The organism is Streptomyces sp. NBC_01497 (assembly GCF_036250695.1).
In the GTDB taxonomy this organism is placed as follows: Bacteria; Actinomycetota; Actinomycetes; order Streptomycetales; family Streptomycetaceae; genus Streptomyces.
The window spans coordinates 3,378,455-3,400,955 of record NZ_CP109427.1 but is presented as its reverse complement, the minus strand read 5'-3'; the positions used below and the strand labels follow the sequence as shown (position 1 = coordinate 3,400,955).

The window sequence follows — 22,501 nt, the reverse complement described above, 5'->3', positions numbered from 1 at the left end:
CGAGCGCCCTGACACGGCCGCACCGTACCGGTGTTCGTCGGCGGCGGCTTCCGCTTAAGGTCAGCGTGCGGGCACTCCCCCAAGAGCGCCCTCGACCCCCAGGAGCCGCCCGTGTCCACCGCCGTCTCCGGGCTTCCCCCGTCACTGCCGCCGCTGTCCGCGCACGCCGTCGTCGCACCCGACGTCGTCCGGTCGGAGGGGGCCGTGCGGGAGGCCTCCGTGGCGCCCTTCGTGCCCCCGGTGCGCGGCGGATCGCTCGCGGACATCCCGTACGAGAACGTCCGCCAGGCCCCCGACGCCGTCGTCGTCAGCAGGAAGCTCCCCGACGGCAGCTGGCAGGACGTCAGCGCCGCCGCGTTCGCTGAGGACGTCGCCGCGGTCGCGCGGGGGCTCGTCGCCGAGGGGCTGCTGCCGGGCGACCGGATCGCGATCATGGCCCGTACGACCTATGAGTGGACGCTGCTCGACTTCGCCGCCTGGGCCGCGGGCCTGGTCACGGTGCCGATCTACCCGACGTCGTCCGCGTTCCAGACCCGCTGGATCCTCCAGGACTCGGGGGCCGCCGCCTGCGTCGTGGAGGATGCCACGCAGGCCGCCCTCGTACGGCAGGAGCGCCGGCAGCTCGCGCTGACCCATCTGTGGGAACTGGACGACGGGGGGCTCGACCGGCTGCGCGAGGCCGGCGCGGGCATCGGGCCCGACGTGCTCGCCGAGCGCCGCGCCGCGATCACCCCCGACAGCCTCGCCACCCTCAGCTACACCTCGGGCACCACGGGCCGTCCCAAGGGCTGCGCGCTCACGCACGGCAACTTCTTCGCCGAGGTCGACAACGCCGTGGCCCTGCTGCACCCGATCTTCCAGACGGTCAGCAAGGAACCGGCGTCGATCCTGCTGTTCCTGCCGCTCAGCCACATCTTCGGCCGGATGGTCTCCGTCGCCTGCCTTCGCGCGCGGGTACGGCTCGGGCACGCGCCGTCCGTCGAGACGGAGGCACTGCTCGCCGACCTCGCGGCGTTCCGCCCCACGTTCCTGCTCGCCATCCCCTATGTACTGGAGAAGGTCTACAACACGGCGCGCGCCAAGGCGGAGCGGATGGGCCGCGCCTCCTCCTTCGACCGGGCCGCGCGCGTCGCGCGCCGCTACGGGGAGGCGCTGGAGGCCGAGGAGCACGGCACCGGCCCCGGACCGACGACCGTGCTGCGCGCCACCCGCGCGCTCTACGACCCGCTGGTGCACCGCCGCATCCGCAGCGCGCTCGGCGGCCGGGTGAAGTACGCGATCTGCGGCGGCTCGCCCCTCGGGCGCCGGCTCGCCTCGTTCTACGCGGGCGTCGGCGTCGAGATCTTCGAGGGGTACGGCCTGACGGAGACCACGGCCGCCGCCACGTGCACACCCCCGGGCAGGCCCCGCATGGGCACGGTCGGCTGGCCCATCCCCGGCACGTCGGTGCGCATAGCCGACGACGGCGAGGTACTGCTGCGCGGCGGGCACGTCTTCGCGGGCTACTGGGACGCGGAGCTCGGCGAGGCGGTGCCCGCGCACGACGAGGACGGCTGGTTCGCCACCGGGGACCTCGGCGCCCTGGACGACGAGGGCTACCTGTCGATCACCGGCCGCAAGAAGGACGTGATCATCACCACGGGCGGCAAGTCCGTCGCGCCCGCGCCGCTGGAGGACTGGCTGCGTGCGCACCCGCTGATCAGCCAGTGCATGGTGACCGGCGACAACCGCCCCTACGTCACGGCGCTGATCACCCTCGACCAGGACGGCCTGGCGCACTGGCGCACGATGCGCAGGAAGCGGGCCGCCGCCGCGTGGGCCGCCCCCGGCGCCGAGGAGGAGGACCTGCGGGGCATCCTGCAGCGGGCCGTGGACGAGGTGAACCGGCTGGTCTCCCGTGCGGAGTCGATCCGCCGCTTCCTCGTTCTGACGACGGACTTCACCGAGGCGGGCGGCCACCTCACGCCCTCACGCAAGCTGCGGCGTGCGGAGATCACCCGGGACTTCGCTGACGAGATAGCGAAAATGTACGAAAAGTAACTCCCGGGCGACGGCGGCTCGTGGCGGTGCGGGCGCCGTCCGGGCCGCGGAGGGAGAGGCCCGGGAAGAGACCGGGGGAGGAGCCGGGGATGAGATCGGGGAGAGGCCCGGGAGGGAACCGGCGAAGCGACCGGAGACGGGACCGGGGGAGCGGCCGGGGAGACACCGGGGCGCCGCGGCGAAGAGGCCGCGGCGCGCCGTTCGGCGGGAAGGCGGCCGTCCCGGACGCGGGACGGGGACCGTACGCCGGCCGCGAGGCCCCGGAAAAGTGCAGGGGCCCCGTCCCGCCGGCGGATGCGACGGAGTGGGGCCCCTTGGGTACTGCTATTCAAGTCGTGCGCGATCGACGACCCTCGACACTAGGCCGGGGTGACGTTCTCCGCCTGCGGGCCCTTGGGGCCCTGGGTGACGTCGAAGTTCACGAGCTGGTTCTCCTCAAGGGAGCGGAAACCAGACGCGTTGATCGCGGAGTAGTGGACGAAGACATCCGGGCCGCCGCCGTCCTGGGCGATGAAGCCGAAGCCCTTTTCAGCGTTGAACCACTTGACGGTTCCGGTAGCCATAAGCCCTCCTTGGGCCAAAGGGTTGCCCTGCTCCAGAACCTGCAAAGAAGTCTGAAAACTACAAAAGCCTGCGGGGTCACATGCTCCGCAGGCTCTGTACTGCAAGGGAAACCAAACTGCAACTTGCGGCGAGCCTAGCACGCACTCTCCGTGTGGCGGTAGAGGCAAAGATCATCGTTCTCGGCCGCGTCCCGGACGTCCCGTACCCGCCGTGACCTGCCCTACGGCGGCCGTACGCGGCGCCCCCTCGCCGGGGCGTCCGGCGCCCGCACGGGCGGGCGGGACCGGTCCGGGCCGCCCGGCCCCGCCCCCCGTACGGCCCCCGCGGCGCGGCGCGGATCGCGCCCCCGAAGCCCTGCCGGTGACACCGCGGGGCTAGCCTCACGATGTGGACACTCCAGAAGAAAACACATCAGCCCAGGAAGCCACAGGACCCGCCGGGGCCGGTCACCGCCGAAACCGGCCGCGCGTCGGCCATATCCAGTTCCTCAACTGCCTGCCGCTGTACTGGGGCCTCGCGAGGACCGGAACCCTTCTCGATCTGGAGCTCACGAAGGACACCCCGGACAAGCTCAACGACGCCCTCGTCCGTGGCGACCTCGACATCGCGCCGATCAGTCTCGTGGAATACCTCCGCAACGCCGATCAGCTGGTCGCGTTCCCCGACGTCGCCGTCGGCTGCGACGGGGACGTCATGTCGTGCGTGATCGTCTCGCAGGTCCCGCTCGACCAGCTCGACGGGCAGAAGGTCGCCCTCGGCTCCACCTCCCGCACGGCGGCCCGCCTCGCGCAGCTGGTGCTGTCCGACGCGCACCACGTCACCCCCGAGTACTACCGCTGCGCGCCCGACCTCGGCCTGATGATGCAGGAGGCCCCCGCCGGCGTCCTGATCGGCGACGCCGCGCTGCGCGCCTCGCTGCACGACGCGCCCCGCCTCGGCCTCCAGGTCCACGACCTCGGCGCGATGTGGAAGCAGTGGACGGGCCTGCCGTTCGTCTTCGCGCTCTGGGCGGCCCGCAAGGACTACCTGGCGCGCGAGCCGGAGACCGTACGGGACGTGCACCGCGCGTTCCTGGAGTCGCGTGACGTCTCCCTCGAAGAGGTCACGAAGGTCGCCGAGCAGGCGGCGCGCTGGGAGGCGTTCGACGCCTCGCTGCTGGAGCAGTACTTCACCACGCTGGACTTCCGCTTCGGCGAGCGCCAGTTGGCGGGCGTGAAGGAGTTCGCCCGCCTCACCGGCCCCACGACCGGCTACCCCGCCGACGTGCGGGTGGAGATCCTCGGCCGCTGACGGCGCCCGGCCGCGCGCGCTCCGTCCCGGAACTCCGGCGCGGAGCGCGCTCGCGCGCCCGGGGGCGCCCCGTCTCCTGTCCGGGGCACCCCGTGTCGCCCGAGGCGCCGTCCGTCCCGTCCCGCCCAAGCAGCTGGCGTACGCTGAAGCGGTTGTTGTACCCCTGGTGGAAGGACCCGTTCCGGTGACCGAGAAGGCCGATCCCACGTCCGTTGACATCGCCGGAGCCCTGGACCGTGCCGCCGCGGGGGGCCGCCTCACGCCGGAGGAGGCCCTCGTCCTGTACCGCGACGCGCCCCTGCACGCGCTGGGCGCGGCGGCCGACGCGGTGCGCCGCCGCCGGTACGCGGGCATCGAGCACATCGCCACGTACATCATCGAGCGGAACATCAACTACACCAACGTCTGTGTGACGGCGTGCAAGTTCTGCGCCTTCTACGCGGCACCCAAGGACACGGCCAAGGGCTGGAGCCGTGACCTCGACGACATCCTGCGCCGCTGCGCGGAGACCGTCGAGCTGGGCGGCACGCAGATCATGTTCCAGGGCGGCCACCACCCCGACTACGGGGTGGAGTACTACGAGAACGCCTTCGCGGCCATCAAGAAGGAGTTCCCGCAGCTGGTCATCCACTCGCTCGGCGCGTCCGAGATCGAGCACATGGCCAGGATCTCCGGCGTCTCCGCCGAGGAGGCCATCCGCCGGATCCACGCGGCCGGCCTCGACTCGTTCGCCGGTGCCGGCGCCGAACTGCTGCCGGAGCGCCCGCGCAAGGCGATCGCACCGTTGAAGGAGTCCGGCGAGCGCTGGCTCGAAATCATGGAGACCGCCCACAAGCTGGGCGTCGAGTCCACGACGACGATGCTGATGGGCACCGGCGAGACGAACGCCGAGCGGATCGAGCACCTGAGGATGATCCGTGACGTGCAGGACCGCACGGGCGGCTTCCGCGCCTTCATCCCGTACACCTACCAGCCGGAGAACAACCACCTGAAGGGCCGGACGCAGGCCACGCTCTTCGAGTACCTGCGGATGATCGCCATCGCGCGCCTCTTCCTCGACAACATCGCGCACATCCAGGGCTCCTGGCTCACCACCGGCAAGGAGGTCGGCCAGCTCTCCCTGCACTACGGCGCCGACGACCTCGGTTCGATCATGCTGGAGGAGAACGTCGTCTCCTCGGCCGGTGCCAAGCACCGCTCCAACCGCATGGAGATCATCGACCTGATCCGCAAGGCGGGCCGCGTCCCCGCGCAGCGCGCCACCACCTACGAGCACCTCGTCGTGCACGACGACCCCGCGAACGACCCGGTCGACGACCGTGTCGTCTCGCACATCTCCTCCACGGCGATCGCGGGCGGTACGGCGCACCCCGAGCTGAAGCTGCTCAGCACCAACTGAGGACGGACGGCGGTGCTGACGATCCACCACCCCGGCGGCGGAGTGCGCGCCGAACGGAACGGACCCGTCACCCCGGGACTCGCGGTCGTCACCGACGGCGGACGGATCGCGGAGATCGGGTCGTACGGGAAGCTGCTGGAGACCTACGGGGGCGAGCGCGGCGGCGCGCGGGTGCGGGCCTGGGACGGCGTCCTGGAGCCCGGCCGGTACGCGGCCGACGGCACGGCCTTGCTGGAGGCCTTCTACTGGCCCGACCCGCGTGAGGCCGACGCCCTCGGCACGGACCCCGTGCCGGTCGCCGGGATCGCGATGACGGACACCCGCTGGAGCGCCAGCGCACGCCGGGGCGTGCAACGGCTGTTCGCGCGCGGGGTCACGGCCGTCGCCGGTCCCTTCACCCGCCCCCAGGTCGCGGCCGCAGTCCGCCGCGCGGGCCTGCGGGACCACCCGGCCGACCTCGTGAGCGGCGGGGACGCGGACTTCACGGTGCTGGGCCCGGCGCCGGCATCGCCGAGCCCGGCCCCCGGCGGCCCCGCCGAGACGTGCGTGGTCACCGTTCTCGGTGGCCGGCTCGTCCACCGGCGGGCGTAGCGGCGCGGCCCGCGCGGGACCACGGCGCGGAGGGCGGGCGGGCCACGACGCGGCCGGGCCCCGGTCCGCCTCGGCGGTCCCGGACGCCGGGAGGCGGGCTGATTCAATGGGGGAATGACCCGTGCATCCCTGGACAAGAAGCCACAAGAAGTCGCCACCATGTTCGACGACGTGGCGGAGAAGTACGACCGCACGAACGACGTGCTCTCACTCGGCCAGACCCGCCTGTGGCGCAAGGAGGTCGCGAAGGCCGTCGACGCCCGTCCGGCCGAGAAGGTCCTCGACCTGGCGGCCGGCACGGCGACCTCGTCGCAGCCGTTCGCCCGGACCGGCGCGTACGTGGTGCCGTGCGACTTCTCGATGGGGATGCTGCGCGAGGGCAAGCGGCGCTACGCGTGGATGCCGTTCACGGCCGGCGACGCGACCCGCCTGCCCTTCGCGGACGAGGTCTTCGACGCCGTGACGATCTCCTTCGGACTGCGCAACGTCGAGGACTCCGAGCAGGCGCTGCGCGAGCTGTACCGGGTGACCAAGCCCGGCGGCCGGGTCGTGATCTGCGAGTTCTCGGAGCCGACGTTCGGCCCCTTCCGGACGATCTACCAGGAGTACCTGATGCGCGCGCTGCCGCCCACGGCGCGCGCGGTCTCCTCCAACCCCGACGCGTACGTCTACCTCGCCGAGTCCATCCGGGCCTGGCCCAACCAGCGGGGTCTCGCGGCCCGGATGAAGCGCTGCGGCTGGTCGGACGTGGCGTGGCGGAACCTGACGGGCGGCGTGGTCGCGCTTCACCGGGGCGTGCGGAAGTAGCGGCGGACGGGGCGCCCGCCCCCGTGGTTGCCCGTTGGTGCCCCGGGGCGTGGGCTCCGGCGGCCGGTTACAGCGTCAGCTCGTACTGGTGCCCCACCAGTTCGTCGCCCGGCCGGCCCTCCGGCGCGTACGCGAACGTCTTCGCGAGGTCCATGCCGAGGCGCCGCGTGACCGCGATGGAGCGGTCGTTGCGCGCGTTGACCATCGCCACGACCCGTTCGACACCGGCCGCACGGACCCGTTCGAGCGTGGCGCGCGCGGCGGCCGTCGCGTAGCCCCGGCCCCAGTACGAGCGACCGAGGCGCCAGCCGATCTCGATCTCGCCGTAGGGGCCGAACGACCGGTGCGGCCACGGCTGGGCGCCCGTGAAGCCGGCCACCTCCCCGTGCTCGTCCACCACCGTCCACAGGCAGAAGCCCCGTTCGGCGGCGTGGCGGCGCTGACGGGCGGTGAGTTCCTCGTACACCGAGAACTCGGCCGGGCCGCCGTGGAACTCCATGACCTCGCGATCGGCGAAGACGCGGTGCCACGCGTAGGCGTCCTCGTCGGTGGGAACGCGCAGTTCGAGCGGTGGGCCGGGGCGCGGCGCGGCGGTGGAGCCGTCGCCGGAGGCGGTGGGCCCCGGGGCGGCGCCGGGGGTGGGCCCGGGGGTGCGGCGGGGTGCGAGCTGAGGCGAATCGTTCACGGAAGCTGCCCTTCGAGCGGCCTTGTCGGTACGCCCCCATAGACTGCCCATGTCCGTTGCCTTTCGATACTTCGCCGCGACACATTGGTCCGCCGTATCGAGCCGGTATCCGTGCCGACCCTGCCGGGAGCACCCTCCGTGACCGAGCCCCTCTCCGAGAACACCGCCGACGTCATTGTCGTCGGGGCGGGCCCCGCCGGCTCGACCACGGCGTACTACCTGGCCAAGGCGGGTCTGGACGTCCTGCTCCTGGAGAAGACGGCGTTCCCGCGCGAGAAGGTGTGCGGCGACGGCCTCACACCCCGCGCGACCAAGCAACTGGTGTCCATGGGCATCGACATCTCCGAAGAGGCGGGCTGGCTGCGCAACAAGGGCCTGCGGATCATCGGGGGCGGCATGCGGCTCGAACTCGACTGGCCGGATCTCGCCTCGTACCCGGACTACGGTCTCGTCCGCAAGCGCGACGACTTCGACGACCAGCTGGCCCGGCAGGCGCAGAAGGCCGGCGCCCGGCTCTACGAGCGGTGCAACGTCGGCGAGCCGATCACCGACCGCACCGGCAGGATCACCGGCGTCCACGCGAAGCTCGGTGAGGAGAAACGGCCCGTCACCTTCCACGCGCCGCTGGTGGTCGCCGCCGACGGCAACTCAACGCGACTGTCCGTCGGCATGGGGCTGCACCGGCGCGAGGACCGCCCCATGGGCGTCGCCGTGCGGACGTACTTCACCTCACCGCGCCACGACGACGACTACCTGGAGTCGTGGCTGGAGCTGTGGGACCGGCGCGGCACCGAGGACCGGCTGCTGCCCGGCTACGGCTGGGTCTTCGGCATGGGCGACGGCACGTCGAACGTCGGCCTCGGCATCCTCGACTCCTCGGCCGCGTTCCAGGAACTGAACTGGCGCGAGGTGCTGAAGGCCTGGTGCGCCTCCATGCCGGAGGACTGGGGATACACCCCGGAGAACATGACGACGCCGATCCGGGGCGCCGCGCTGCCGATGGCGTTCAACCGGCAGCCGCACTACACGCGCGGCCTGCTGCTGGTCGGCGACGCCGGCGGCATGATCAACCCGTTCAACGGCGAGGGCATCGCCTACGCCATGGAGTCCGGGCAGCTGGCCGCCGACGTGATCGTCCAGGCGCACGCGCGCGCCACCCCGGCCCTGCGGGAGCGGGCGCTGCAGCGGTACCCGCAGGTCCTCAAGGACACGTACGGCGGCTACTACACCCTGGGCCGCGCGTTCGTGAAGCTGATCGGCAACCCGACGATCATGAAGCTGGCGGCGCAGCGCGGCCTGACGCACCCCCTGCTGATGAAGTTCACGCTGAAGCTGCTCGCGAACCTGACCGACCCGACGGGCGGCGACGCGATGGACCGGATCATCAACGGGTTGACGAAGGTCGCTCCACGGGCGTAACGATGGCCCGGGACAGCGGCCCGGACCGCCGATGTGGACTGCCGACTCTCGAAGTGAACGGGACCTCAATGCCGAACGCGCCAGAAACGCCGGACACGCCGGACATGCCGGACGCTCCGGCCGCGCCGGACACGTCCGCCACGCCGGGGACCGCCGGCGCGGCGCACGACGGCCTGAGCGAGGCCCTGCGCGACGGTGCGAAGCAGCGCATCGACACGTCCCGGGCGAGCTCGGCCCGCCTGTACGACCTGTACGTGGGCGGCAAGGACCACTACGGAGTCGACAAGGACGCGGGCACACGCCTCGCGGAGGCGTTCCACACCGAGGGCGCGATCCAGCGCATCGGACTCGGCGCCCGGTTGTTCCACGACCGCGCGGTGCGGTACGCGACGACGGACCTGGGCATGGACCAGTTCCTCGACATCGGCGTGGGTGTGCCCAAGGAGCCGAACACCCACGAGATCGCGCAGGCCATCCGCCCCTCCTCGCGCGTGGTCTACGTGGACAACGACCCCATCGTGCTGCGCCACGCCGAGGCGCTGCTGCACAGCGGCCCCGAGGGCGCCACGGACTACGCCGACGCGGACCTCCGCGAGCCGGCCGAGGTCCTCGCCATCGCCCGCAGGACACTGGCCCTGGACCGCCCGGTCGCCCTGATGCTCTGCTCGGTCCTTCAGTTCGTGCCGGACGACGACCAGGTCCGCGACCTCATGTCCCAGTACCTCGCGGCGCTCGCACCGGGCAGCTGCGTGATCTTCAGTCATGTCACGGACGACTTCGAACCGGAGGCGTGGCGCGAGACGGAGCGCATCTACGCGGAGGAGGGCATCGCGGCGAACGTCCGCCCCCGCGCGACGATCGAGTCCTTCGTCTCCGGCCTCGACCTCGTCGAGCCGGGCCTCGTCGAGTGCCACCTCTGGCACCCGGACGGCACCGACGACTCGAAGGACCACACCCACCTGTACGCGGCGATCGGTCTCAAGCGCCCCTGACCGGCCCGGGGCGCGCCGGCGGATCTGTTCTGTCCGCCGCGCGCCGCCCCGCCCGGGCGCCGGTCAGGCGCGGACCGTACGCAGGTCGGACGCCGACCGGGGCGCGGGCGCCCGTCACGGTCCTGGCCTGCCCGGCGACTCGTCAGACGCTCACCGCGCAGGCGTGACGCAGCAGTCCCACATCCACCTTGGTGATCGCGACGTCGAAGGTCCCCCCGCCCGTCTCCAGTTCGTAGACGGCGAACTTCAGCACGGACTTGCCGGTGGGCTCCTCACTCAGCGCGAACGGGCCGGTCAGCGGAACCGCCTCACCACCCCGCTGAGCGCTCCAGACCATGCCCCCGTCGGGCGACAGCGCCAGCCGGCCGATCTTCAGCGCGTTGATCTGCTTGCCCTTCCCCACGCGCACGGTCTTCGGCAGGCCGACGGTTCTGCTGTGGGCGACCATCTCCAGGCTCCACCCCTGTTCCAGGTCCGCGATGTCCTTCTCGGTGGTGCGGCGCCGTATCCACGTCCAGCGCAGCAGGACGTCCAGGAAGGTGGCGGTTCCGGCGGTGCGCCGCGTCTTTGGTTTCTGCATGGTGATCCTCCGGTTGAGCGTGAGTGACGCGGAGTCGACCACACAAGGTTGGAGAAGCCGTCGCAAGATGGTCACTTTTAGATTCTTTGTCGAATCATGGCGAGACACCAAGCGGAACTTGCCGATCCGCAGATTTCGCCATGGGAAATCCGCTGCCAAGATCAGTCGTCGTGATCGTGGACGTTCAACTTTTGTTCGTCCGCCCGTAAAGACGCCCGGGGGGGCACACGTTGGGCAGGAACAAGCCGGGCATACGCATGCCCACAAGCCGGGCATGGCCGATCGCCGTAGTGCTCGCGGTGCAGCCCGCCCTCGGTGCGGGGGCGTGGAGTGCCGCCGCGAACCCCGGAGTTGCTGATGCTTCGGCGCGGAATGGCACCGCACAGAATCTGTCGCCAGAAGCCCTGGCCTCCGTCAAAGCGGCGGAGACCGGCGCTTCCGTGGACGTCCCGGCTGACATGACACCGACCCAGACGGTGTCCGCCCAGCCCGACGGCACGTTCGTCCTCCAGGCAGACGTGACACCGGAGCGGGCCAAGGTCGGCTCCTCGTGGGTGCCGATCGACACGACGCTGGGATCTGTCCCCGGTGGGACGGTCAGTCCCAAGGCGACGGCCGCGGAGATCTCGTTCTCTGGCGGCGGCTCGTCGGCCCCGTTGGCGACCATCTCCCAGAAAGACGTCTCCTACAGCATTGCGTCGCCCTGGACGCTGCCCGCTCCGACGCTCTCCGGCTCGGAGGCGACCTACGCCTCTGTCCTGCCTGATGTGGACCTCATCGTCTCGGCGCTGCCCGACGGGTTCAGCGAGAACCTCGTGGTCAAGACACGGGAAGCGGCTCTCGACCCCGACCTTGCCACCGTGCGCTTTCCGGTGCAGACCAGCGGCCTCACACTGACGCCGGACGCTGATGGCGGCGTGGCACTCGTCGACAGCGCCGGGCGCCCCGAATTCACCACCGGAACGGCGCTGATGTGGGACTCCACCCCCGCGTCCTCAGACGATCCCACCATGTCGGGGGCCGCTGCGCGTAGCGCCGCCACGCGCGATGAAGCGTCGGCCAGTGACGCTCCCGGGGATGCCACGGACGGCCCGGGTCCTGGCGCGAAGACGGCGGTCATGGGCGTCTCGGCCAGCGGTGACACGCTGTCCGTCTCGCCGGATCGTTCCTTCCTGAGTGCCCCAGGCACCACGTATCCGGTGGTCCTCGATCCGCAGACGACCAGTTCCTCCCTCGCCGGGTGGACGGCGTTGTGGTCCGGTGAGCCGTCGACGTCCTTCTGGAAGACGAAGCACTCATTGGGCTCCGGCTACGACTCGTGGGACGACAGCAAGGTTGTCCGCTCGCTCTACCAGTTCGACACCCACAGCCTCAGCGGGAAGAAGATTCTCTCGGCGACGTTCACGGCGCTGGAGAACTGGGCTGCCAACTGCACCAAGGAACCGGTGGAGTTGTGGCACACCGGTGGGATCTCTTCCTCGAACACCTGGAACAAGCAGCCGTCCTGGATGTCGAAGATCGACACCGTCTCAGCAGCGAAGGGGTATTCGGCTTCCTGTCCTGGCGGCAACGTGTCCTTCGACGCGACCAGCGCGGTCGCATACGGCGCAGCGCGCTCCGGCGCCACCACCACGGTCGGCCTGCGTGCGAGCAGCGAGACGAACGACCTGGAGTGGAAGCAGTTCGAGTCCCCATCGGAGACCAAGCCCACGCTGTCCGTCACCTTCGTGTCCAAGCCGAGCACACCCACTTCGCTCAAACTGTCCGACCCGAACCTCGCGTGCGGGAAGAGTTCGAGTGTGGCCGTGAATATCCGTACCCTCACGCCCACGCTCACGGCCGCCCCGAAGTCGGCCGACGGATCACAGTCCAAGCTCCGTCCGAACTTCGAGCTGTACCAGTACGACCCGGACATCGCGGACCCGCTGGTCGCCTCGGGCAGTCCTTCGGCCTGGACGACATCGGGCAAGGCCGGTACCTGGAAGACACCGACACTTAAGAACGGCCAGACCTACTGGTTCAAGACCAGGACGGAATACCAGTACTCCTTCGACGGCACAACCGCGTCGATGTACTCCGGCTGGACTACGACCGGTGCCTGCGCCTTCCACGTCGACACCAGCAAACCCGCGCCGCCGGCCGTGACCTCGACCACGTATCCGGAGTGCGCCAGCTCCGATGATCCTGACAGCTGCACGGCGGCAGGCGGCGTGGGGGCTCCCGGAGCCTTCACGGTCAAGGCCGGTGCTTCAGACGTCGTCAAGTACACATACACGCTCAACGAGGGTCGCCAGGTCACCAAGTCGTTCGCGTCACCCACGGCGAGCCTCGCACTCAACCTGGCGCCAGACGCACGTGGGTTGAATGCGCTGACCGTGCAGACCGCCGACGCGGCAGGGAACGTGTCCGCGAGCTCCACCTATTACTTCAAGGCCGCGGAGGGCGCGTCGCCGGTGGACACGTGGTCCTTCGACGAGGGAAGCGGGAACTCGGCGGGCGACGGGGCGGGTTCGCACGTCGCGACCCTCTCCTCCTCGGGTTCGTCCTGGTCGGACCTCGCGAGAGCGGGCAAGTCCCTGGCAACGGACGGTACCGCCGGGTACGCCTCTGCGAGCGGAACCGGACTGGACACGACGAAGTCCTTCAGCATCTCGGGCTGGGCCCGGCTCACCGATGACTCGCACAACGGGGTCGTGGCCGCCCAGGCCGGGACGAGCGGATCATCCTTCGCCCTCTACTACTCGACGTCGTACAAGGCGTGGATCTTCAACCGCTATGCGACGGACGCCACCGCACCGACCATCGTGCGATCTGTCTCCACAGCAGTGCCCGCGGTCGGTGTGTGGACCCACCTGATGGGCGTCTACGACGCCCAGGCGCAGACGATCCAGCTGTACGTGAACGGTCTCCCGCAGGGTGATCCGGTGGCCTTCACCACACCGTGGAAGGCGACGGGATCCCTCCAGATCGGGCGCGGGCAGTACGGGGGCTCGTACACGGACTACTTCACCGGACAGATTGACGACGTCCGGCTGTGGAACAGGATCATGTCGGCAGATGAGGTCGCGGACCTGCAGGACATGACGGATGACCAGAATGAAACCCACCCGTCCCTGGTCGCGGACTGGGAGCTCGGCGCCACGTCGGGAACCACCGCCACCGACACCTCCGGCTACGGTCACACCGCCACGCTCGGCAGCGGGGCGACATGGACGGACGATCTCGACGGCGGGATGGGCAACGCCCTCGCACTGGACGGCACCTCTAACGGATATCTGACGACGCCCGGGCCCCTCGTCGACGCGCAGGGCGCCTTCACGATCGCCACCTGGGTGAAGCTGGATCCAGGCCCCCTCGCCGACACCTCCGTCGCCCACACGGTGCGCATCGCAGGCCAGTCGGGCGGCAAGCGCGACTCATGGGCAATCTGGTACAGCCAGCCCGCCGGGTCGTCCGAGGGAGCCTGGATGTTCGGCAGAACGACGGCCGACTCCACCACCGCGACCGTCGTTTCCGACCCGACCGGCCTCGACTCCGCAGTGTTCGCGGACCCGACCACCTGGACTCTTCTCACCGGCGTGTACGACGCGGCGAACCAGGATCTGACGCTCTACGTGAACGGTGTCCAACAAGGCGCCGTCGGTGACGACGAATCGGACGAGGGCTCTGACGGAGGAGTCGTCTTCGACCAGCCCTGGCAGGCGAGCGGGGCCTTCTCGATCGGGCGAGGCCGCACCTCTTCGGGTGCCTATGGCGATGACGCGACGGGGCTCGTCCAGCGCGTACGCCTCTGGACGGGCGTCATGTCCGGTACCGACATCGCCCAGATGTTCTACGACGAGTACCTCTTCCCGCTCTGACCTCGGGAAATTCCCCGGGCTCTCAGACGGCGGCACCACCCTGCGGTACGTCCGTGGGGCATCGGTTCGCACCACCCCCAAGGATGCGGAGTTCACACATGCGTGGCGGCACACACGCGGCGCCTTTCAGAGCGCTCGCCTGGAGCGGACAGCGGTCCGGCCGGATACGGAGCTGGATCGTCGTCTTGGCATCCGGGGCGGTCACCGCGACCCTTCTCGGCACGGCTCCTGCCACCTGGGCGAACGAGCGCCACGGGCATCACACGGTGCAGGCCGACCAGGTGAAGCCCGGCACCGCCGTGCCGTTCAAAGCCAAGGCCGCCACGGTCAAGGACCCTGAGAAGGCGGCCGCTGGGCGGACGTCCAACGCGCTGAAGAAGGCCGTGACCTGGCCGAAGGCCGCCGATGTCACCCTCGCGGTGGCGTCTGCCGACCATCCGGGCAAGGCGGAATCCGTCGGTGGCCTGCCAGTGCAACTGTCCGCTGTCCCGGCCCCTTCCGTTGCCGCGCCGCACTCCGCATCCGTACAGGTCGCGGACCACGCGACGGCGGTGGCCGCCGGCGCAGACGGCGCACTGGTGTCGGTCTCGGGAGGCGTGGGGAACCGCTCCGGGAAGGCGCGACTCACCCTTGACTATTCGGGCTTCGCGGACGCGTTCGGTGGTGACTACGCCTCACGTCTCTCTCTCGTCCAACTGCCCGCATGCGCTCTCACGACGCCCGACACCCAGGGCTGCCGCACTCGGACTCCGGTGAAGACGGACAACGACATCCGGCACCACACCCTGACGGCCACGGTCGCTCTTCCGCAGGACTCCGCCTCGCAGGTATTGCAGAGCGCCATGGCGACATCCACGTCCCCGGCGAGCCCGAGAACGGCCGAGGCCACTGGCCTCAGCGTCATCGCGGCGACTGCCGCACCGTCCTCCGGGGCAGGCTCGTACCAGGCCACCTCTCTCTCCCCGTCCGCCTCCTGGCAGGCCGGAGGCTCCAGTGGCGACTTCAACTGGTCGTACCCGCTCTCTGTGCCGCCTTCTTCGGGCGGTCCGGCCCCCAGCCTCGCGATCGGCTATGACTCACAGAGTGTGGACGGGCGTCTGCCGTCCACCAACAACCAACCATCCTGGGTGGGTGAGGGATGGGACCTGCCGACCTCGTACATCGAGCGGGCGTACGACTCGTGCGACGACGACGGGCAGTCGAAGAAGTACGACGAATGCTGGGCGAACGATAACGCCACACTTGTTCTGAACGGACAGACCTCCCCGCTGATCAAGGACTCCAAGACCGGCGAATGGCATCCCAAGGACGATGACGGAGAGCGGGTCACCCGCTCCACGGGTGCGGTCAACGGTGACAATGACGGCGAGTACTGGACCGTCACCACCGCCGACGGCATGCAGTACGTCTTCGGTGAAAACCGCTTGCCCGGCTGGGGTAGCGGTAAGTCGGAAACCAACTCGACATGGACCGTGCCCGTGTTCGGCGACGACGCGGGTGAGCCGTGCCATGCCTCGACCTTTGCCGACAGTTCCTGCGACCAGGCGTGGCGCTGGAACCTCGACTATGTGGTCGACACTCACGGCAACGCCATGTCGTACTGGTACACGAAGGAGGTCAATTACTACGCCAAGAACGGGACCACCACCGCCAACGGTAGCGCTTACGACCGTGGCGGCTACCTGTCCCGCATCGATTACGGGCTGACGGCATCCTCGGTCTTTGGAACAGCACCGGACGAGGTGGCGTTCACCACGGCGGAACGGTGCGTGCCGACCAGCACGGAGAAGTGCGACTCGCTGACTTCCACGACAGCCGAGGATTGGCCCGACGTTCCTTTCGACCAGATCTGTGCCTCGGGCAAGATCTGTAAGGACGACCCCTCGCCGACGTTCTTTTCGCGCAAGCGGCTCACCGGGGTAACCACGAAGGTATGGGACACATCCGTCAGCCCGGCAGCATACAAGGACGTCGATTCCTGGCAGCTCGACCATTCGTTCCCCGATCCGGGCGACGGCACCTCGGCGGGCCTCTGGCTGAACTCGATCACGCGGACCGGCCAGGACGGCAAGGCCGTCGCCATGAAGCCGGTCACGTTCGCCGGCGTCCAGATGACCAACCGGGTCGACACCACGCACGACGACATTGCCGCACTCGTCAAATGGCGTGTCCGGACCATCACGTCCGAGACCGGCTCGGTCCTGACCGTCAACTACTCCGACCCGCAATGCGTCGTCGGCTCGAACATGCCCAGCGCGCCGGACTCCGATACCAAACTCTGCTATCCGACCTACTGGACGCCGCCGTTCACCGATGGCCCCGAGCTCGACTACTTCCACAAGTACGTCGTCCAGCAGGTTCTCCAGTCCGATCCCACGGGCGGGGCACCCCTGCAGGAGACGGACTACACCTACAGTGGCTCCCCCGCTTGGCACTACGACACCGACGACGTCACCTCTCCAGCCAAGCGGATCACCTGGTCGCAGTGGCGCGGCTACGGGAGTGTGACAACGACCTCAGGTGACGCACAGTCCACCAGGACCAAGACCGTGGACAGCTACTTCCGCGGCATGGACGGCGACAAGCAGGCAGACGGCAGCAAGCGCAGCGTCAAGATCACCGACTCGCAGGGCACCGCGGTCACCGACGCCGAACCGCTTGCCGGATCGGTTCGTGAGGAGATCACTTACGACGGATCGCACGAAGTCTCCGGCACGGTCACTGACGAGTGGATCCACCAGACAGGAACCGACGGGACACGCGAGTCCGACTACACCGACCCCGCAGCGGTCTACACGCGCACGGATCTCTCCGCCGGCGGCACCCGGGACATGGCCGTCCACACCACCTACGATCCCGACACGGGTGCCCCGATACAGGTGGACGACGACGGTGACACGAACGTCTCGGGTGACGAACAGTGCACGCGCACCACGCTCGCGAACAACAACACGGCCTGGTTGCGTGCTGTCCCCACTCGGGTCGAGATCGTCGACGTCGGCTGTGACGCGACCCCCAAGCGGCCCGATGACGTCATCTCTGACAACCGCACTCTCTACGACGGCAAGGCCTTCGGGACAGCCCCCTCCGTCGGCGACGAGACGTCGACTCAGAGGCTGACGTCCTACCAGGATGACGCACCCGTCTACCAGACTGTCTCCACCTCTGCGTACGACAGCCAAGGCCGTGTCACCACCGTCACGGACGCCGCGGGCCACACCACGAAGACGACCTACACGCCCGCCACCGGCGGGCCGTTGACCAGTACTGACAGCTACGACGCCAAGAACTACAAAACCACCACCGTCTACGACCCCTCACGGGGCCTGGCCACCTCGGTCGTGGACCCGAACAGCAAGCGGACGGACTACGGTTACGACGCGCTAGGCAGACTCACCAGCATCTGGCTGCCCAACCGTTCCAAAGCCGCCAATCAGACAGCGAGCCTCGTCTACGACTACGAGTTGTCCAACTCGGCAGCCTCGTACGTCCGTACTGGCAAGCTGCGCAACGACGGTTCCTCGTACGACAACACGTACGCCATCTACGACGCCCTCCTGCGTCCTCGCCAGAGCCAGACGCCGGCACCGGGCGGTGGTCGCGTCATCACCGAGACGAAGTACGACACACGCGGCCTCGCCGTCGAGTCCGATGCTGACTACACCGACGGCACCGACGCATCCGGAACGCTGGCGAACATCACTTCCGCCGAGCCCGCGCAGACGCTCACCACGTACGACGGAGCCGGGCGGGCCACTGCGCAGGACTTCTACGCCGGCGGCACCAAGAAGTGGACCACCACAACGAGTTACGGGGGCGATCGCACCACGGTGGTCCCGCCGAAGGGTGGCGTCGCGACGACGACGCTCGCGGACACGCTCGGGCGCACCACGGAAACCCGCCAGTACGACAACGGCACAGCTTCCGGCTCCTACACGTCGATCACGTACCACTACGACTCCAAGAGTCACTTGTCGCAAGTCACTGACGGCAGCGGCAACAGCTGGCACTACGACTACGACCTTCTGGGCCGCAAGACGTCAACCACAGACCCGGACGGCGGCACCAGTACCGTCGCGTACGACGATCTCGACCAGACCACCTCCACCACCGACAGCCGCGGCAAGACTCTGAGCTATACGTACGACGAGCTCGGCCGCAAGACCGCTGAGTACGACGGCACCGTTCAGGACGCCGACCATCAGCTGGCGAAGTGGACGTACGACACGATCGCCAAGGGGCAGCCGGCCTCGTCCGTGCGGTACGTGGGGGGCTCCAGCACTACCGGTAAGGCCTACACGAGCCAGGTCGTCCAGTTGGACGCCCTGTACCGGCCCACGCTCAGCCGGGTCACGGTGCCGTCCGTCACCGGCGAAGAGGGGTTGGCCGGCACCTACACCTTCGGCACCGCCTACAACCTCGACGGAACGCAGTATTCGGCGACCGACCCGGCCGTCGGGGGGTTGCCGAGCGAGTCGGAGATCTACGGTTACAACGAGCTCGGCATGCCCAAGTCCCTTCAGGGGAGAAGCGGCTACGTTCTCAACACGGTCTACACCAAGCCTGGGGACGTGTCCCAGATCACCTTGGGTACGTCCACCACGGACACCGCCAAGTGGGCGCAGATCAGCAACACCTACGAGGACGGCACCAGGCGCCTGACCCGACAACTGGTGACCGATGACACCGGGACGGGGGTGGTACAGGACACGAACTACACGTACGACGACTCGGGTAACCCCACCTCGGTCGACACCAGGGCCGATGGTGTGGACGACACCCAGTGCTACAGCTACGACGGGCACGATCGCCTCACGGAGGCCTGGACCCCGACCGACGGCTGCGCCGCGAGCCCGTCGGAGGCGATGCTCGGAGGTCCTGCGCCCTACTGGCAGAGTTACGGCTACGACCAGGTCGGCGATCGTACGAAACTGGTCAACCACGGCACGGGGTCCGAGGCTTCCGATGCCACGACGACCTACACATATCCGGTCGCGGGCAGCTCGCAGCCGCATGCGCTGGACTCTTCCGTCACGACGCAGCCCGGCCAGCCCGACAAGACCGACTCCTACGACTACGACAGCGCGGGCAACACCACGACCCGGACCGTCGACGGCAAGACCCAGCACCTTGCCTGGGACGACGAGGGCAACCTGTCCACGGTCACCAACGCCGACGGCACGACCGTCTCCTATCTCTACGACCCGGACGGCAATCGCCTCCTGTCCCGCGACAGCACCGGCACGACCCTCTACCTGGGCGACACGGAGGTCCACCTCGGAGCGAGCGCGACGGTGGCGACAGCAACCCGTTACTACACCTGGGCGGGCCAGACCGTCGCGGTGCGTACCAGCGGGGGCGGCCTGTCGTGGGTCCTCTCCGATGGCCACGGCACGGCGACGACCCAGATCGACAGCACCACTCAGGCCGTCGTACGACGCTACAGCGACCCGTTCGGCAACCCGCGAGGGCCCGAGGCGGCGACGGATCCAACAGGGGGCGCGGACTCCACGGACTGGTTGGGGGACAAGGGCTTTGTCGACGGTATCCAGGACACCGACACCGGTCTGACGCATCTCGGTGCCCGTGAGTACGACTCCACGACCGGCCGGTTCGTCTCCCTCGACCCCGTCCTGGAGGTCGCGGACCCGAACCAGATCAACGGCTATGCCTACGCCGCGAACAACCCAGTCGGCGAGTCGGACCCGACGGGCATGACCGCGCTACCCGGGAATGCGTGGAACACCCCGGGGGTCACCAACAACAGCTGCTCGGGCGCGAACCAGCCGGTGCCTTGCGCCAAGGCGGGCAGCAGCGGCGGCGGCGGCCATCCAGGGAGTAGTAGCGGTAACAGTAGTAGCAGCAGCGCTCACAAGAGTTGCGGCTGGTCACTGAGCTGTCGCGCCAAACAGGTGGCGGACGGCGCCACGCACGTCTTCCACAAGGCCTATCACGCCATCGCGCAACATCCGGTCATAGCGACCGTGGTGGCCACCGCTGTGGTCGCGGGGGCGATTGCCTGTGTCGTCGCTACAGCCGGTGGCTGCGCGGCCGTGATCGTGGGTGCCGCCACCGGACTCTCCGAAGGCGCGGCTTTCGGCGGGACGGCGGCAGTCCTGGGAGCGGCGACCGGAGCGGCTGCCGAAAGCGGGGCGGTCGTCCTCGGCGCCGCCGGCCTGGGCGGCACGGCCGCAGCGGCGCTCGAAGAGGGGACAGAGACGGCGAGTGCCGAATCGTCGGCTTCGTCGTCCGGAGCAGACGCGGCGGCCTCGGACGCCGAGTCCACGGCCTCCTCCGGTTCCGCGGACGCTCCGAAGCGCGAGGCGCAGACGGAGTCGCAGAAGTGCAGCTTCGCGCCCGGCACCAAGGTTCTGATGGCCAAGGGCAAAACCAAGGCCATCGTCAAGATCAAGCCCGGTGACAAGGTCCAGGCGGCCGACCCCAAGACGGTGAAGCACAAGGGCCCGCGGACGGTCGAGGCACGATGGGTCAACCACGACCACGACCTGCTGGACGTCACCGTCAAGCAGCCCACGGGCAGCCCGGCGATCCTCCACACCACGTCGAACCACCCGTTCTGGGACACGACGACGCACGCATGGACCCAGGCCGGCGACCTCAAGCCGGGCGAGACCCTGACGACAGACAAGTCGGCCCGGGTCACGGTGGTCGCAGTCCACGTGACGCCGGGTGCGGCGGACCGCTACAACCTGACTGTCAATGAGCTGCACACGTACTATGTATTTGCCGGGACTACACCGGTGTTGGTGCATAATTGCAATAGTGGAACTGCTCCGAATGGAGCTGCCTGCTCCTGCAGCGGCTCGACGAACCCCTCTAATGCGGACCTCGTGCAAGCGATTGCCACTCGCGCTCAAGCACGACTGGGCGGCAGCGGGGCAGTCTCGGGTACTGCTAAGCATGCTTACGCCGACACTCTCCTCACTCGCTACCAGGGCATCTATGGAAATCGTGGTCTGATTACCGAAAAAAGCTACTTGGGAGGGGCGCCCGTTCCGAGAGGTACGGCGGGGAGTGCCCGACCAGATGTGTTCGATCCGGCCGCAGGTGTCGTGTATGACTACAAGTTCGTCAAGAACCCCGGTCAAGGGATCGGGAAGTGGCAGGCGGACAAGAATGCCCTAAACGTCCCAGGCGTGAATCTGACAGTGGAGGTGAATCCGTGAGCAAGGTGGATGCAGCGACCGTCAAACGGGCTACTAAGGACTGGTCGGCCCTGTACCCGGGTTTCGATGTCTGGCGGCCTTTGAGACTGCTTAGGCGTATTGGCCCTGTGCTTCAAGGGGTCACGCTCGACCGATCTACCTCGGGCGACGCGTATTTTCCGACCGTGCACATTCATGCTCTCACCCGAGAGTTTCCAGTCGTCTCCCTGACTCTTGGCCAGCGTCTCGTCACAAGCTCAGGGGTGCAGGAGGCCGTTACTTTCTCTCGGCATGGGGAAGACTACTCTGACGCTGCCAGGCGACTGACCGAGCAGTCGCGGTTGAGTTTGGATTTGCCGCCGACGATTGAGGACGTCGTCGGAGAGTTGCGCACCTTTGCAGGCTCTCAGCAAGCCCAAGGTGGCCCGCCTGCGGTGAATGAAGTTGAGGATAGTGTCCTAATCCCTGCGGCAAGTGGCTCAGTTGATATTGCGGTGGAGGGCATCCAATTCGCCCGGGAGCTCCTGGGGAAGTGGCCCAAGTCGCGACTTCCAATTAAGTGGACCTCGGGAGATGAATGGCTTGAGGGGCTATCAGCAAAGGCTGAAAATGTTGATTTGCTCCATGCGGTTGTCGACGGCCAAATCGCCTTTCATAAACTTGCGAAGATGCGCCAGGGATAATATTCAGTGATGAAAAGGAGGCCCCGTCGGAATGCGCATCCGAACGGCAAGGCCAGCGGACGGGTGATGCACAGAGCGGTGGGTTCTTGCGTCGTCGGGCTGGATCGTGGTCTCGGTGAGGTTGCCGAGGGCGTGGCCGAGGAGGTTGACAGCCTGGCGCTGGAGGCGAGGCGAACGGGTGCGTAGACCGTCGCGGTCACGCCGATATGGGCGCGGCCCAGGAGTTCCTTGACGACGACGAATTCGATGCCCTGTTCCAGGAGGAGGGTCGCGGTCGAGTAGCGGAGATCGTGGAACCGGATGGGCAGCAACTGCGCGTCGTGGAGTGGGGCGCCGAAGTGCGTTGTGAACGTGGCGGGTTCTACCGGGTGCACGTCCGACCGTGTGAAGACGTAGCCGCTGTCCTGCCAAGCCGGGCCCGCCTG

14 protein-coding genes are annotated in these 22,501 nt (G+C 68.6%); 10 read left to right on the top strand and 4 right to left on the bottom strand.

Annotated features, from left to right (window positions below; translation table 11 throughout):
• Positions 1 to 111 precede the first annotated feature (111 nt).
• On the top strand, positions 112 to 2,040 hold the full coding sequence (locus OG310_RS14480; protein ID WP_443078639.1) for an AMP-dependent synthetase/ligase: 1,929 nt from the start codon (positions 112 to 114) through the stop codon (positions 2,038 to 2,040).
• A gap of 359 nt (positions 2,041 to 2,399) precedes the next feature.
• On the opposite strand, the gene OG310_RS14475 is transcribed toward OG310_RS14480, so the two are convergent.
• The gene (locus OG310_RS14475; protein WP_008738468.1) at positions 2,400 to 2,603 is read right to left on the bottom strand and encodes a cold-shock protein; all 204 of its coding nucleotides are present in this window, start codon (positions 2,601 to 2,603) and stop codon (positions 2,400 to 2,402) included.
• Positions 2,604 to 3,081: 478 nt separating this feature from the next.
• Between OG310_RS14475 and OG310_RS14470 the strand changes: the two genes are divergently transcribed.
• The 4 genes from OG310_RS14470 to OG310_RS14455 all read left to right on the top strand — a co-directional run bounded on the left by OG310_RS14470 (position 3,082) and on the right by OG310_RS14455 (position 6,691).
• Positions 3,082 to 3,894 carry a menaquinone biosynthetic enzyme MqnA/MqnD family protein gene (locus OG310_RS14470; protein ID WP_329460182.1) on the top strand — a complete coding sequence of 271 codons (813 nt, stop codon included), beginning with the start codon at positions 3,082 to 3,084 and terminating at the stop codon, positions 3,892 to 3,894.
• A gap of 184 nt (positions 3,895 to 4,078) precedes the next feature.
• Entirely contained in the window at positions 4,079 to 5,293 is a 1,215-nt protein-coding gene (gene mqnC, locus OG310_RS14465) for a cyclic dehypoxanthinyl futalosine synthase (protein ID WP_329456291.1), read from the top strand.
• A 12-nt stretch (positions 5,294 to 5,305) separates the two neighbouring features.
• Positions 5,306 to 5,884 (top strand): hypothetical protein, encoded by a 579-nt coding sequence (locus OG310_RS14460; RefSeq protein WP_443078638.1) that lies wholly within the window; start codon positions 5,306 to 5,308, stop codon positions 5,882 to 5,884.
• A 114-nt stretch (positions 5,885 to 5,998) separates the two neighbouring features.
• A complete protein-coding gene (locus OG310_RS14455) occupies positions 5,999 to 6,691 on the top strand; it encodes a demethylmenaquinone methyltransferase (RefSeq protein ID WP_329456290.1) in 693 nt (230 codons plus the stop codon).
• Positions 6,692 to 6,758: 67 nt separating this feature from the next.
• Here OG310_RS14455 and OG310_RS14450 read toward each other — a convergent pair whose 3' ends face one another.
• Positions 6,759 to 7,253 (bottom strand): GNAT family N-acetyltransferase, encoded by a 495-nt coding sequence (locus tag OG310_RS14450; protein ID WP_329460180.1) that lies wholly within the window; start codon positions 7,251 to 7,253, stop codon positions 6,759 to 6,761.
• Positions 7,254 to 7,514: 261 nt separating this feature from the next.
• Between OG310_RS14450 and OG310_RS14445 the strand changes: the two genes are divergently transcribed.
• Both OG310_RS14445 and OG310_RS14440 read left to right on the top strand, forming a co-directional pair.
• Complete coding sequence (locus OG310_RS14445) at positions 7,515 to 8,795, top strand: geranylgeranyl reductase family protein (RefSeq protein WP_329456289.1); 1,281 nt, start codon at positions 7,515 to 7,517, stop codon at positions 8,793 to 8,795.
• 104 nt (positions 8,796 to 8,899) lie between these two features.
• On the top strand, positions 8,900 to 9,787 hold the full coding sequence (locus OG310_RS14440; RefSeq protein WP_329456288.1) for an SAM-dependent methyltransferase: 888 nt from the start codon (positions 8,900 to 8,902) through the stop codon (positions 9,785 to 9,787).
• A gap of 142 nt (positions 9,788 to 9,929) precedes the next feature.
• Here the strand turns inward: OG310_RS14440 and OG310_RS14435 are convergent, their stop codons facing one another.
• Positions 9,930 to 10,367: a hypothetical protein gene (locus OG310_RS14435; RefSeq protein WP_329456287.1), complete on the bottom strand. Its 438-nt coding sequence runs from the start codon at positions 10,365 to 10,367 to the stop codon at positions 9,930 to 9,932.
• A 458-nt stretch (positions 10,368 to 10,825) separates the two neighbouring features.
• On the opposite strand from OG310_RS14435, the gene OG310_RS14430 reads away from it, so the two are divergent.
• The 3 genes from OG310_RS14430 to OG310_RS14420 all read left to right on the top strand — a co-directional run bounded on the left by OG310_RS14430 (position 10,826) and on the right by OG310_RS14420 (position 22,076).
• Entirely contained in the window at positions 10,826 to 14,227 is a 3,402-nt protein-coding gene (locus OG310_RS14430; protein WP_329456286.1) for a LamG-like jellyroll fold domain-containing protein, read from the top strand.
• Positions 14,228 to 14,412: 185 nt separating this feature from the next.
• A complete protein-coding gene (locus tag OG310_RS14425) occupies positions 14,413 to 21,414 on the top strand; it encodes a polymorphic toxin-type HINT domain-containing protein (RefSeq protein WP_329456285.1) in 7,002 nt (2,333 codons plus the stop codon).
• Complete coding sequence (locus OG310_RS14420; RefSeq protein ID WP_329456284.1) at positions 21,411 to 22,076, top strand: hypothetical protein; 666 nt, start codon at positions 21,411 to 21,413, stop codon at positions 22,074 to 22,076. Before OG310_RS14425 ends, OG310_RS14420 begins: the two co-directional genes overlap by 4 nt.
• Here OG310_RS14420 and OG310_RS14415 read toward each other — a convergent pair.
• Entirely contained in the window at positions 22,046 to 22,450 is a 405-nt protein-coding gene (locus OG310_RS14415; RefSeq protein ID WP_329456283.1) for an integrase, read from the bottom strand. The genes OG310_RS14420 and OG310_RS14415 overlap by 31 nt on opposite strands.
• Positions 22,451 to 22,501 lie beyond the last annotated feature (51 nt).